This is a genomic window from Actinoplanes sp. NPDC026623 (assembly GCF_040638275.1).
Classification (GTDB): domain Bacteria; phylum Actinomycetota; class Actinomycetes; order Mycobacteriales; family Micromonosporaceae; genus Actinoplanes.
This window is the reverse complement of sequence record NZ_JBEZXZ010000088.1, coordinates 21,115-34,030: the sequence shown is the minus strand read 5'-3', so window position 1 is coordinate 34,030 and position 12,916 is coordinate 21,115. Positions and strand designations below refer to the sequence as shown.

General features: G+C 71.4%; 13 protein-coding genes and 1 pseudogene. 9 read left to right on the top strand and 5 right to left on the bottom strand.

Going from position 1 to position 12,916, the window contains the following annotated elements:
• The 4 genes from AB0F10_RS24585 to AB0F10_RS24570 form a co-directional block, all read left to right on the top strand.
• On the top strand, window positions 1-1,497 hold a 1,497-nt coding region (locus AB0F10_RS24585), incomplete at its 5' end, for a glycoside hydrolase domain-containing protein (RefSeq protein WP_360629331.1).
• Window positions 1,498-1,798: 301 nt separating this feature from the next.
• Entirely contained in the window at window positions 1,799-4,171 is a 2,373-nt protein-coding gene (locus tag AB0F10_RS24580) for a ricin-type beta-trefoil lectin domain protein (protein ID WP_360629328.1), read from the top strand.
• Between the two features lie 41 nt (window positions 4,172-4,212).
• Window positions 4,213-5,322 carry an RICIN domain-containing protein gene (locus AB0F10_RS24575; RefSeq protein WP_360629325.1) on the top strand — a complete coding sequence of 370 codons (1,110 nt, stop codon included), beginning with the start codon at window positions 4,213-4,215 and terminating at the stop codon, window positions 5,320-5,322.
• 292 nt (window positions 5,323-5,614) lie between these two features.
• Entirely contained in the window at window positions 5,615-5,761 is a 147-nt protein-coding gene (locus AB0F10_RS24570) for a hypothetical protein (protein ID WP_360629322.1), read from the top strand.
• A gap of 70 nt (window positions 5,762-5,831) precedes the next feature.
• On the opposite strand, the gene AB0F10_RS24565 is transcribed toward AB0F10_RS24570, so the two are convergent.
• The 4 genes from AB0F10_RS24565 to AB0F10_RS24550 all read right to left on the bottom strand — a co-directional run bounded on the left by AB0F10_RS24565 (window position 5,832) and on the right by AB0F10_RS24550 (window position 8,994).
• Window positions 5,832-6,620 carry an ABC transporter permease gene (locus tag AB0F10_RS24565; RefSeq protein WP_360629319.1) on the bottom strand — a complete coding sequence of 263 codons (789 nt, stop codon included), beginning with the start codon at window positions 6,618-6,620 and terminating at the stop codon, window positions 5,832-5,834.
• Window positions 6,617-7,579: an ATP-binding cassette domain-containing protein gene (locus tag AB0F10_RS24560; protein WP_360629316.1), complete on the bottom strand. Its 963-nt coding sequence runs from the start codon at window positions 7,577-7,579 to the stop codon at window positions 6,617-6,619. The genes AB0F10_RS24565 and AB0F10_RS24560 overlap by 4 nt, the downstream gene beginning before the upstream one ends.
• A gap of 14 nt (window positions 7,580-7,593) precedes the next feature.
• Entirely contained in the window at window positions 7,594-8,262 is a 669-nt protein-coding gene (locus AB0F10_RS24555; protein WP_360629313.1) for a DUF4097 family beta strand repeat-containing protein, read from the bottom strand.
• A gap of 330 nt (window positions 8,263-8,592) precedes the next feature.
• On the bottom strand, window positions 8,593-8,994 hold the full coding sequence (locus AB0F10_RS24550; RefSeq protein WP_360629309.1) for a GNAT family N-acetyltransferase: 402 nt from the start codon (window positions 8,992-8,994) through the stop codon (window positions 8,593-8,595).
• Between the two features lie 145 nt (window positions 8,995-9,139).
• Here AB0F10_RS24550 and AB0F10_RS24545 point away from each other — a divergent pair, with 145 nt between their 5' ends.
• From AB0F10_RS24545 to AB0F10_RS24525, 5 genes are all read left to right on the top strand, one after another.
• On the top strand, window positions 9,140-10,036 hold the full coding sequence (locus AB0F10_RS24545) for a LysR family transcriptional regulator (RefSeq protein WP_360629306.1): 897 nt from the start codon (window positions 9,140-9,142) through the stop codon (window positions 10,034-10,036).
• Window positions 10,037-10,341: 305 nt separating this feature from the next.
• Window positions 10,342-10,872, top strand: a complete 531-nt coding sequence (locus tag AB0F10_RS24540; protein ID WP_360629303.1) for an O-acetyl-ADP-ribose deacetylase — start codon at window positions 10,342-10,344, stop codon at window positions 10,870-10,872.
• Between the two features lie 68 nt (window positions 10,873-10,940).
• Entirely contained in the window at window positions 10,941-11,372 is a 432-nt protein-coding gene (locus AB0F10_RS24535; RefSeq protein WP_360629300.1) for a YbaB/EbfC family nucleoid-associated protein, read from the top strand.
• Window positions 11,365-11,679: a type VII secretion target gene (locus AB0F10_RS24530; RefSeq protein ID WP_360629297.1), complete on the top strand. Its 315-nt coding sequence runs from the start codon at window positions 11,365-11,367 to the stop codon at window positions 11,677-11,679. Before AB0F10_RS24535 ends, AB0F10_RS24530 begins: the two co-directional genes overlap by 8 nt.
• Before the next feature lie 7 nt (window positions 11,680-11,686).
• Window positions 11,687-12,388: a hypothetical protein gene (locus AB0F10_RS24525; RefSeq protein WP_360629294.1), complete on the top strand. Its 702-nt coding sequence runs from the start codon at window positions 11,687-11,689 to the stop codon at window positions 12,386-12,388.
• Between the two features lie 14 nt (window positions 12,389-12,402).
• Here AB0F10_RS24525 and AB0F10_RS24520 read toward each other — a convergent pair.
• A pseudogene (locus tag AB0F10_RS24520) lies at window positions 12,403-12,893 on the bottom strand (hypothetical protein).
• Window positions 12,894-12,916: the final 23 nt, after the last annotated feature.

The following is a 12,916-nucleotide window of genomic DNA, read 5'->3' as shown; positions in this document are numbered from 1 at the left end:
CACCAGGGCGGCGACAACGACTGCGTCCACCCCGCCTCGGCCACCCTCGAATACGCCGCGGCGGACGCCTCCCTCGCCCTGATGGCCACCGCGCTCGGCCAGACCGCCGACGCCAAGCTGCTCGCCGGGCGCGGGCAGTGGTACCACAACCTCTGGGACGCCTCGATCAAGCAGTTCCGGCCGCGGACCACGTCGGGCTCGTGGGTCACGCCGTACAACCCGGTCGACGCGGGTCACCAGTTCCACGAGGGCGGCGCCTACCAGTATCAGTGGCTGGTGCCGCAGGACCCGGCCGGGCTGGTCTCGCTGATGGGCGGGCGGCAGTCGGCCGAGCAGCGGCTCGACAGCTTCTTCGCGTACCCGAAGCTGCTGACCGATCCGGCCGGCACCGCGCGCGCCGACTGGATCGCCAGCCCCTACGACTACTACGGCAAGGCGACCTACAACCCGAACAACGAGCCGGACCTGCTGGCGCCGTACCTGTATCACTGGGCCGGCGCCCCGGCCAAGACCGCCACCGTGGTCCGCGCCGCGATGACGCTGTTCACCACCGGCCCGGACGGCATGACCGGAAACGACGACCTCGGCACGATGAGCGCCTGGTACGTCTTCTCCTCCCTCGGCCTCTACCCGACCATGAGCGGCGCGAACTTCCTGACCGTGAGCAGCCCGCAGTTCCCGTCGGCCACGGTGCGGATCGGCGGGTACGCCGACCGGCAGGGCGGAACCCTGACGATCACCGCGCCGGACGTCGGCGACGCCCGCCGCTACGTGCAGTCCGTACAGGTCAACGGCGCCGCGCACGCCCCGAACTGGCTCGATTGGCAGACCATCGCCCGCGGCGGCACCATCGCGCACACCGTCGGCACCGCGCCGTCGGCCTGGGGCACCGCCGCGGCCGACCAGCCGCCGTCGGTGAACACCACGGCGGCGGCCAACTGCGCCGTGACCTCCGGTACGCAGTGTGCGGTCGACCTCTCCGCGGCACGCACCCGGGACGGCACCGCCACGACGACGGCCTCCGGGGAGGGCAACTTCGACGACAGCGGCTGGAGCTACGACGCCGCGCTGCTCCCGCCGGCCGGCACGGTGACCTGGGGCGGGGTGGCCTACAGCGCCCCGCCGACCGCGGGCACCGCCCGCAACTTCGTCCAGGCCGGCCGGCAGACCCTGCCGCTGCCCACCGTGCGGCGCGGCACGATGCGGCTCGTCGTCGCCGCCCATCACGGCGCGACGCCCGGCACGGTGACCGTCCGGTACGCCGACGGCAGCACCGCCGCGGCGGCGCTGACGGTCCCGGACTGGTGCGGCACCCCGGGCAGCGGCGGGACGACGGTGCTCGCCATGCCGCACCGGATCAAGGCAGGCCAGGGCACCGACGGGCCGGCGGTCAGCCTGTTCGGCTTCGCCGTCGCGCTGGATCCGGGCAAGGACCTGCGCTCGGTCACCCTGCCCGACGACGCCCGCATCCAGCTGTACGCCCTCACCCTCCAATGAGCGGCATCTTGTCGCCGGGAACATTGACTTTCGCACCACGTTCATCTTTGATTATCGATGTCTGGGTTTGTTCGACTGACGGCTGAGCCGGCGGCCATCCTGGCCCTCGACCACGCGGCGCCTACCCGGGGCGGCGGCATCCACGTCGATGCCGCCGACACCCCGCCGAGGGCGCCGTGGGCAGGATTTCTCGTGCTCAGAGCAGTCGCGTCCCCGCGCGATGAACGACTCCTCGTGATCCCCGCACGGAAGGAGAGGGCTCATGCATCCCGCCCATCTAGGCCAACGCATTCGCACAAAAATGATCACGCTCTCGTGCCTGGCACTGCTCGCCTCGGCCGTCGGCGTCGCCGGCGCGGCCCCGGCGCAGGCCGCCACCACGGCGGTCAACGTGAACGGCGGCATCGTCGGCCGCACCTTCGACGGCGTCGGCGCGATCAGCGGTGGCGGCGGCAACTCGCGGCTGCTGGTCGACTACCCCGAGCCGCAGCGCTCGCAGATCCTGGACTACCTGTTCAAACCGGGCTACGGCGCCGCGGTCCAGCTGCTCAAGCTCGAGATCGGCGGCGACGCCAACTCCACCGACGGCTCCGAGCCCAGCCACCAGCACGTGCGCGGAGACATCAACTGCAACGTGGGGTACGAGTTCTGGCTCGGCGGGCAGGCTGTCGCGCGCAACCCGAACATCAAGCTGGTCGCCCTGCCGTGGACCGCGCCCGGCTGGGTCGGCAACCACAACTTCTGGTCCCAGGACATGATCGACTACGACATTTCCTGGCTGAACTGCGCCAGGCAGCACGGCCTGACCATCAGCTACCTCGGCGGCTGGAACGAGCGCGGCCACGACAGCGGCTGGTACAAGAACCTGCGCAGCGCGCTCAACGCGGCCGGTTACGGCTCCGTGCAGATCGTCGGCGACGACAGCGGCTGGGGCATGGCCGACGAGTTCGCCGGCGACGCGACCCTCAAGAACGCCGTCGGCGTGCTCGGCAACCACTACGTCTGCGGCTACCTGTCCCAGGCCGAGTCCTGCTCCACCACGCAGAACGCGCGCAACTCCGGCAAACCCCTGTGGGCCAGCGAGTTCGGCTCGCAGGACGACAACTCGGGCGTGGTGCCCTACATCCGCACGGTCAACCGCGGATACCTCGACGCGGAGATCAGCGGATACCTGAACTGGCCGCTGATCGCCGCGATCACCCCGAACCTGCCGTACGCGACGGTCGGGCTCATGGACGCCGGGTCGCCGTGGTCCGGCGCGTACCGGGTCGGCAAGAACCTGTGGGCCAACGCCCATTATGGGCAGTTCACCCAGCCGGGCTGGCACTACCTCAACAGCTCGGCCAGCGGCTACCTCGGCGGAAACCGGGCCAACGGCAGCTACGTCTCGCTGAAGTCGCCGAACAACAGCGACTACACCACCGTCTACGAGACCAGCGGGAGCACCGCCGCGCAGACCGTCAACGTCACCGTCTCGGGCGGCCTGAGCACCGGCACCGTGCACGTCTGGGCGACCGACATGGGCTCGAACAACCCCGCCGACCACTTCGCCCGGCAGGCCGACATCGTGCCGTCCGGGGGCGCCTACACGCTGACCCTGCAGCCCAACCGCATCTACTCGGTCACCACCACGACCGGGCAGGGCAAGGGCACCGCGACCAGCCCGGCCGGCGGCGGCCTCGCGCTGCCGTACTCCGACAACTTCGACGGGTACGCCGGCCGCGCCCTGCCCCGATACACCGAGGACATGCAGGGCTCCTACGAGGTACGCGCCTGCGCCGCCGGCCGCTCCGGCAACTGCCTGCAACAGGTCGCCCCGGTCCAGCCGATCAACTGGCAGGACGACAGCGACGCCTTCACCCTCATCGGCGACCCATCCTGGTACAACTACACGGTCGGCGTCGACGTGAACATGCAGCAGGCCGGCACCGTCACCCTGCTCGGCCGGGCCAACACCCAACTGCGCCCGCAGAACCGGCAGGCCGCCTATCAGCTGCGGATCGGCAACACCGGCGCCTGGTCGATCACCAGGCACACCACCTCCAACACCGACACGACGCTGGCCTCGGGCACCCGGCCCGCGCTCGGCCTGAACACCTGGCACAACATCAGGCTGGGCTTCACCGGCACCCAGATCACCGCCGTCCTCGACGGCACCACCCTCGGCACCGTCAACGACGGCTCGTACGCCACCGGCCAGGCCGGGCTCGGCGTGGTGGGATACCAGACCGACCAGTTCGACAACCTCACCATCACCCAGAACGCCGGCCCGCCGCCGCCGCAGCAGACGGTCGGCGTGCTGCGCGGGCAGGAGTCCGGGCGGTGCGTCGACGTGCCCGGCGCCACCGAGGCGAACGGCACCGTGGTCGCCCTCTGGGACTGCAACGTCGCGGCCAACCAGTCGTGGACGGCCACCGCATCCAAGCAACTGATGGTCTACGGCGCCAAGTGCCTCGACGCCAGCGGGGGCGGCACCGCCGACGGCACCCCGGTGATCATCTGGGACTGCACCGGCGGCACCAACCAGCAATGGACCATCAACGCCGACGGCACCATCGTCGGCGCCAGCTCCGGCAAGTGCCTCGACGCGACCGCGCACGGCACCGCCAACGGCACCCTGATGGAGATCTGGACCTGCAACGGCGGCGCCAATCAGAAGTGGTTCCGCAGCTGACCCGACGCCCCGAAACCCCGGAACGCACGAAAGGATCAGCTATGCGATTGAACCTCAGGCGATGGGGAGCGGCCGGCCTCGGGCTCGCCCTGGCGATCGGACTGGCGGTCGCGGGCGGCACGCCGGCCATGGCCGAGTCGAACGGCGGCGTACGGATAATGCCGCTCGGCGACTCCATCACGGACGGATTCAACGTGCCCGGCGGCTACCGGATCGGGCTGTGGCAGCGCCTGGCGAACGCCGGCCGGTTGACCGACTTCGTCGGCTCGGGCTTCAACGGGCCGGCCGCCCTCGGTGACCACGACCACGAGGGCCACTCCGGCTGGCGCATCGACGAGCTCGACGCGAACATCACCGGCTGGATGCGTACGGCGAACCCCCGGACGATCCTGCTGCACATCGGCACCAACGACATCGGGCAGAACTACGACGTGGCCAACGCCCCGGCCCGGCTGTCGGCGCTCATCGACCACATCCGGGTGCTGGCGCCCAACGTCGAGCTCTTCGTCGCGCAGATCACCCCCACCAGCAACGCGGGCAACGAGACGAAGACGCAGACGTTCAACGCCGCGCTGCCCGGCATCGTCGCGCAGAAGGGCCCGATGACCCACCTGGTCGACATGCACTCGGCGCTCACCGTCGCCGACCTCGCCGACGGCCTGCACCCGAACGCGACGGGATACGACAAGATGGCCGCGCGGTGGTTCTCCGCGCTGCAGTCCGTTCCGGCGAGCCTGGGCACCATCACGACGCCGCCGACCGGTGCGGCGGCGCTGCTCTCGAATCCGCAGGCCACCCGCTGCCTCGACATCTCCGGTGCCAGCGGCACCAACGGCGCCCAGGCGCTCATCTGGGACTGCCATGGCGGCAGCAACCAGCGCTGGACCCGCACCGCGGCCGGCGAGCTGCGGATCTTCGGTGACCGGTGCCTCGACGTGAGCGGCGCCGGCACCGCCAACGGCACCAAGGTGCAGAGCTGGATCTGCAACGGCACCGCGGCGCAGAAGTTCACCTTCAATGCCAACGGCACGATCGTCGTCACCGCGTCCGGCAAGTGCATCGACGTCAACGCCGGCGGCACCGCGAACGGGACGCTGGTCCAGCTCTGGGAGTGCAACGGCACCGGGGCGCAGGTCTGGGCCGTACGGTAATCCCCCGCCGCGGAGGCGCCCTGGCCGGCGCCTCCGCCGCAACCGCGGCGCCTCCCGGGCGGAGGAGACCTGGGACGTGCCGGCCGGCCTCGCCCGCACCCCTCGCACCGCCGAGGCTGCGGGCGGCGGTGTACCAGCTGATGTCCGCGCAGCCCGACGTGCGGCTGATCGCCGACGCGGTCGACGGGGCCGGCCGGCCGGGCATCGCCGTCGGGCGCCCGCTGCCCGGCAGGGCATCCGGTCGGAGCTGATCTTCGCCGCCGACAGTTACCGGTATCTGGGCGAGCGCGACGTGACGGCCGGCGCGTCGGCGGGGGTGCCCGCGAACGTGACCGTCGACGCCCGGGCGGTGCTCTCGGTGGAGGTCGTGGACGCGGCGCCGGCACCCGGACCACACACGCGGACCGCGGACCGCCGCGGAAACCGGCCGGCCGGCTGACCCGGAGAAGCGGCGGGGCGGCGTACGCCGACGTGGTGTCGGAGTACGCCGCCCCGTTCCGCGTCCGCGGCTATTTCGGGTCGCGGTTGAACGTCGAGGTGGACCAGAAGTAGCCGAGGACGGTGAGGCCAACGCACCAGGCGACGGTGAGCCACCCGTTGCGGCCGATCTCGGTGCCCAGCAGCAGGCCCCGGAGGGTTTCGATGGCGGGCGTGAAGGGCTGGTACTCGGCGATCGGCTGAAACCAGCCGGGCATCGAGTCGACCGGGACGAAGGCGCTGGACAGCAGCGGCAGCAGGATCAGCGGCATCGCGTTGTTGCTGGCCGCCTCGGCGTTCGGGCTGACCAGGCCGAGGCCGACCGCGAGCCAGGTGAGCGCCAGGGCGAACAGGACGAGGACCCCGAACGCCGCCAGCCAGTCCAGGACCGTGGCGTCCGTCGACCGGAAGCCGATGGCGACGGCGACCGCACCGACCAGGACCACGCTCATGACCGACTGCATCACGCTGCCGACGACGTGCCCGACCAGCACCGACGGGCGGTGGATCGCCATCGTGCGGAAGCGGGCGATGATGCCCTCGGCCATGTCGTTGGAGACGGACACCGCGGTCCCGATCACGGTGCTGCCGATGGTCATCAGCAACAGCCCCGGGACGATGTACGCGAGGTACGCGGACCGGCCCCCGCCGCCGACGATGCCCGAGCCCATCGTGTCGCCGAATATGTAGACGAACAGCAACAACAGCATGATCGGGGTCAGCAGCAGGTTCAGGGTCAGCGACGGGTAGCGCCGGGCGTGCAGCAGGTTGCGGCGCAGCATCGTGGACGAGTCGCGGGCGGCGAGGGCGAGGGTGCTCATCGGACGGTCTCCTTGGGCTTGGCGGTGACGTCGGCGTCGGCGGTGAGCGCGAAGAAGACGTCGTCGAGGTCGGGGGTGTGCACGGTGAGGTCGTCGGCCTCGATGCCGGCGTCGTCCAGCCGGTCGAGGATGGCGCGGAGCTCGCGCTGGCTGCCGCCGCAGGGGATCTGTAGCGTCAGCGCCTCGTCGTCGCGGGCGACCTCGGGCAGGGCGAGGGTCGCGGACTGGTAGGCGACCGGGTCGGTGAAGCGCAGCCGCACGTGCCCACCGGGGATCAGCCGCTTCAGCTCCTCCGCGGTGCCCTCGGCGGCGATCCGGCCGTTGTGCAGCACGGCGATGCGGTCGGCGAGTTCGTCGGCCTCCTCCAGGTACTGGGTGGTGAGCAGGACGGTGACGCCGTCGGCGACCAGCTCGCGGACGATCTGCCACATGGTGTGCCGGGCGCGGGGGTCGAGGCCGGTGGTGGGCTCGTCGAGGAAGATGATCCGCGGGTTGCCGACCAGCGTCATGGCGATGTCCAGGCGGCGCTTCATGCCGCCGGAGTAGCTGGAGGCGGGCTTCTTCGCGGCGTCGACCAGGTCGAAGCGCTCCAGCAGCCCGGCCGTGGTGCGCCGGGCCTCGCCGCGGGACAGGTGGTGCAGGTCCGCCATGAGCAGCATGTTCTCCTCGCCGGTGATCAGGCCGTCGACGGCGGAGAACTGGCCGGTGACGCCGATCGCGGCGCGGACCGCCTGCGGGTCGGCGGCCAGGTCGTGGCCGCCGATGTGGATGCCGCCAGTGCCCGGGCCGGCGGAGATGAGCGTGGAGAGGATCTTCACGGCCGTGGTCTTGCCGGCGCCGTTCGGGCCGAGCAGGGCGAAGATCGTTCCTTCGGCGACGGCGAGGTCGACGCCGTCGAGCACGACCTTGTCGCCGTATGACTTGCGCAGCCCGTTCGCCGCGATGGCCAGGTTCGTCATGATGGTCTGCTCCTTCAGAGGCTGCGGGCGGTGATGTCGCCGTAGGCGGCGGTGGCGTGGATGGTGAGGCCGGGGGTGCCGGTGTTCCTGAGGGCGTTGTCGATGCGGCCGTAGCCGGTGCCCGCGTTGAGGCTGGCGGAGACGCCGGGTGCGGCGCCGATGGTGATGTCGCCGGCCTGGGTGCTCAGTTCGACGGCACCGTCGGTGGCTTCGGTGATGGTGATGTCGCCCTGCTGGGTGCTGATCTGTGCGGGGCCGCCGAGGCGGCCGACGTGGACGTCGCCGGCGGCGATGGTGAGGTGCAGCCCGGCGGTCTCGTCGAGCTTGACGGTGCCGTGTGCGCTGTCGTAGGTGACGTCGCCGAGGCGGCCGACGCCGCGGAGTTCGGCGGTGGCGGTCTTGGCCTGGAGGTGGGAGCCGGCGGGCAGCTGGACGGTGATCTCGACGACGCCGGCGTTGCCGAGGATCCGGTTCTTGGCGGGGATGGTTCCGGTGATGCGCAGGACGCCGTCGCCGTATTCGACGGTGGTGTGCTGCGCGGCGGTGACGTCGCGGGTCTTCGCGGCGTCGGCGGGCAGGATCTCGACGGTGGCGTCGGCGCGGTCCGCGGCGATGAACCGGACCCTGCCGGCGGGGATGTTCAGGACGGCGGAGATCGGGGCGGGGGTGGCGAACGTCTGCATCTCGTGCTCCTTCGATACGTTGTTTCTTACTTCGAAAACGCTACGTTGCGTTCGAAAATCACGCAACGACTTAATTGCATGCTGACAGCGTTAACGCAGGTAGAGACGATAATTTCGTTGCAACGGCTCTATTTTTAACGCAACGATGGCCACTGACGTCGTTGCATTGGGATGAGAGTGAACGCTATGGCAGGGTGAGTTCGTAGCGGCGGGTCCGGCGTACGGGATGGAAACCGAGGTGCCGGTGTCCGGCGACCGGCCGGAGATCGTCCTCGGCCACGGCGGTTTCGATCTCGTGGACGTGCGGGTGCACCTCGCGCAGGCGCTGGATCAGGGCTCGCGCAGCCAGACGCCGTGCACGTCGCCGAGGCCGAGCAGCTCGCGGCGCCAGGAACGGATGCGCCGGAAGCCGTGCCGCAGGCAGAACGCCTCCCCCGGCGAGCCGTCGGTCACGTCGGCGACCAGGCAGGGCCCGGCGGCCCCCTCCCGCACGGTGGCCAGGAGCCGGGAGCCGATACCGCGGCGCCGCCACCCCGGCGCCACAGACAGGCTCAGCTCGGCGGAGCCCGGTTTCACCGCCGGGGCCGCGAGCAGCAGCAGGTCGCCCCCCGCCACGACGGCCGGCCGCAGGCCGGCCACCCCGACCACGGAACCGTGCGGCGCCACGGCCCGCCACCGTGAGAGCGCGGGGTGATCCGGCACCTTCACGATGTCGATCAAGGTTTCGCTCATGGGATCCACGATCGCCCGGCCGCCGGCGCCGAACAACGCGAAAGATCGAACCGCCGGATAAGCCGACGGTTATCGTTCGACGCCCGGCGGGGCCACGGCCGTAGACTCGCGGCGCGACGATCATGGATCGAGGAGGTACGGCCCGGTGGAGCTACGCGACATCGAGATATTCCTGGCGCTGGCCGATGAGCTCCATTTCGGACGGACGGCGGAACGTCTGCGGGTGTCACAGGCGCGGGTCAGTCAGTCGATCAAGCAGCAGGAGCGCCGGATCGGCGGAGCCCTGTTCGAGCGGACCAGCCGCAGCGTGCGGCTCACCCCGCTGGGCGAGCGGCTGCGCGACCGGCTCGCCGCGGGCTACGGCGAGATCATGGGGGGCATCGAGGAGGCCGCCGCGACCGCCAGCGGGCACTCCGGCAATCTGAACGTCGGCACGATGGACACCCACCACCAGGAGATCGCCGCCGTCCTCGAGCTGTTCCGCCAGCGGCATCCGCGATGTGAGGTGCGCTTGCGCGAGGTGCCGCCCGCCGACCCGTTCGGCGCGCTGCGCTCCGGCCGGATCGACGTCGGGATCCTCTGGCTGCCCGTCCGCGAGCCCGACCTCACCGTCGGGCCGGAGCTGCACACCGAGCCGCTGGTGCTGGCCGTCGCCGCCGATCATCAGCTGGCCGGCCGGGACCGGGTCGAGATGGAGGAGCTCGGCGATTACCCGGTGGCGGATCTGGAGGGGCCCATTCCGGACTACGTGTGGCAGTCGCACACCCCGTTCGTGACGCCGGCCGGGCGGCCCATCCGGCGCGGAATCGCCGTGGCCACCCTCGAGGAGGGCCTCACGGCGATCGCCTCCGGCAGCGTCGTGTCCCCCGTCGGATCGTATGTCGCCGCCTCCCGGCGGCGCCGCGACATCGCCTTCGTGCCCTTCACCGACGGGCCGGTCCTTCAGTACGCGGCGGTGTGGCGCAGCGCCGGTGAGACTCCGCTGATCCGCGCCTTCGCACAGGCCGCCAGGGACGTACAGGTGCAGCGCGACGCCGACTGATCAGTTGTCCCGCCCGCACCCGTCATACCTACGAGCGGACATGACGAGGCGGAAGGATGACGGGATGGGTGCGGACACGAGGCCGGGCGAGGTCGACGAGCCGGCGTTCCCGGGCTGCCGGACCGCCTGCCGGCGGACGTCGCGCGGTGACCCGCCGGAGCATCGGCACGATCCCGCAACGGGAGGAGGCGCGTCGCGGTCGGTTGCGGGCGAGCGACCGAAATGCGAGCGTCGGGTAGCTTTGGGCTCGGCGCCGCATCGCGGCGCCGATGCGGGACCCGGCGGGTCGGCGAGGAGACGGTGCAGTGCGGATCGAGCTGGTCACGGGCGACATCACCGCCGAACGCGTCGACGCCATCGTCAACGCGGCGAACTCGTCGCTGCTGGGCGGCGGCGGTGTCGACGGCGCGATCCACCGCCGGGGCGGACCGGCGATCCTGGCGGAGTGCCGCGCGCTGCGGGCCGGCCACTACGGACGGGGCCTCGCGGTCGGCGGCGCGGTGGCGACCACCGCCGGGCGGCTGTCCGCCCGCTGGGTGATCCACACCGTGGGGCCGGTGTTCAGCGCGGACGAGGACCGCTCGCCGCTGCTGCGTAGCTGTTACACCGCGTCGCTGGCGATCGCCGACGAGCTGGGGGCGCGGTCGATCGCGTTCCCGCTGATCTCCTCGGGCGTGTACCGGTGGCCGAAGGACGACGCCGTCGCCCAGGCGCTGACGGCCCTGCGGAGCGTGCGGAGCACTGTGGAGGTCGCCCGCCTCGTGCTCTTCGACGAGCAGACGCGCGCCGCCGCGGAACGCATCCTGGCTGCTCAGGTGCCGGACGCCGGTCAATGACCGGCCCGCGCGGGCCCGGCAGTGATGCGGGTCGTTGTTAAACTTCACCCCGAAGCGGGGTGAGTGGTATGCCTGGGTTGACCGACGGTGACGGCGTGTTGGATCCCGACGGCGCCATGGAGTATCTGGGCCGGTGGAAGGCGGACATCGAGCGCCGGGCGGCGGACACCCAGGCGGCGAGCGACCGTCTCGCCCGGCTGCGGGTCGGCGGGCGCGACGGCAACGACCTGGTCGAGGTCACCATCGATTCGACAGGCGTCCTCGTCGATCTGCGGTTCACCACCCGGATCCAACGGGTCGAGCCGGACGCTGTGGCGCGGGCCGTGCTGACCGCCGTCGGGAATGCCCGGCGCCAGGCCGCCGAGCGCTCCCGGGAGATCATCGTCGAGACGATGGGGCCGGACTCGGTGGCCGGGCAGGCGATCGCCGACCGGGTCGAGCGGCAACTGCGCGAGCCCGGACCCGACGACGACGCCTGGAGGCAGGGGACCCATGGGTGACGAGTTCACCGTCGACCCGGCGCAGCTACGCCGGCACGTGGCGAGCGTCGAGGCGGTACAGGCCCGGTTCGGTGCGGTCACGGGCGCCAGCGCGGCCATCGCCGCGGACGGCGCCGCGTACGGGCTGTTGTGTGGGTGGATCGCCGGGATCCTGGAGGCACGCCACATCAAGCAGGACGAGCTGATGGCCTACGTGCGGGAGAACCTGTCGCTGGCCGCGGACGCGCTGTCGGCCGCCGGCCGCGACTACGAGAGCGCCGACGGCGCGGCGGCCGACCGGGTCAGCCGGTCCGGGCGGCTGAGGTGAGGGTGGCGTGACGGACAATGCGCTGATCGCGGCGCCGCAATCCACCCGGACGGCGTGGACCGGTGCGTCGCTCGCGGACAGCTTCCAGGGCGTCTACCAGTCGGTGAACGGCGGCGGCTGGGTCGATCAGGCGCTGGCCGGCGGGTCGTTCGCGATCGAGGCCACGGCCACCGTGCTGGATCCGTTCAGCGCGCTGCTGGCCAACGGGCTCGGCTGGGCGATGGAGCATTTCGAGCCGCTGCGCGAGATGCTCGACCAGTTGGCCGGCATCCCGGATCGGGTCATCGCGCACGCCGAGACGTGGCGCAACATGGCCGGCGAGCTGCAGTCGATGGCCGAGGACCTGGGCGCCGGTCTCGCCGCCGACCTGCCCGACTGGACGGGGACGGCGGCCCGCGCCTATCGGAACCTGATGGGCAACAACGTCGACGCGCTCGGCGGGCTCGGCGTGCTGGCCGCGACCATGTCGTCGGCGACGCAGGCCGCGGGAAACCTGGTGACCTTCACCCGCGACATCGTCCGGGACCTGATCGCGGACCTGGTCGCCCGGGTGATCGTGTGGGCCCTGGAGTCCCTGCTGGTCGTCACGATCCCGATCGTCGCGGCGCAGATCGCGTCCGCGGTGGTGAAGTGGGCGGGCCGGATCCTCGGCTACACCACGGCGCTGATCGACAGCCTGCGCAACCTGACCCGGCTGCTCGGCGCCTGACCGCGGGCCGGTTCTCAGCGCGGTTCCGGCAGGTAGCGCGCGTACTTCTTCCTGATCAGTGAGTTGAGGGCGTAACCCCAGAACCGGGTGCCGCGGAAGGTGTGCACCCGGCCGTCGGCGAGGTCGACCACCGCCGGCTGGGCCACCGTCGCGAAGCCGCCCAGGTTGAGCCGGTACGCGCGCCGGGTGAGCGCCACCGCGGACTCGTCGGCGGCCGCGGCCACCAGGACCGGCAGCACGATCACCCCGGACTGCAGGCCCGACCACCGGCCCTTACGCGCCGCAAGCCGCAAGCCGCAAGCCGCACGGTGGCCTCGGTGAAGCCGTTCAGGTGGGTCGCGCCGACCCGGTCCGCCTTGGCCGCGACCAGGAAGACGTGCATCCGGGAGAGGGCCTTGAACTGCGACCGGTAGCCGACCAGGCCGAGCGGTTCGTGCGTCACCTGGCAGCCGTCGCCGACGAGCCGGCCCTCGAGCCCCTTGAGGTACGTGTCCGCGTCCGTCATCGGCCCGCCTTCGTCTTCGCGGC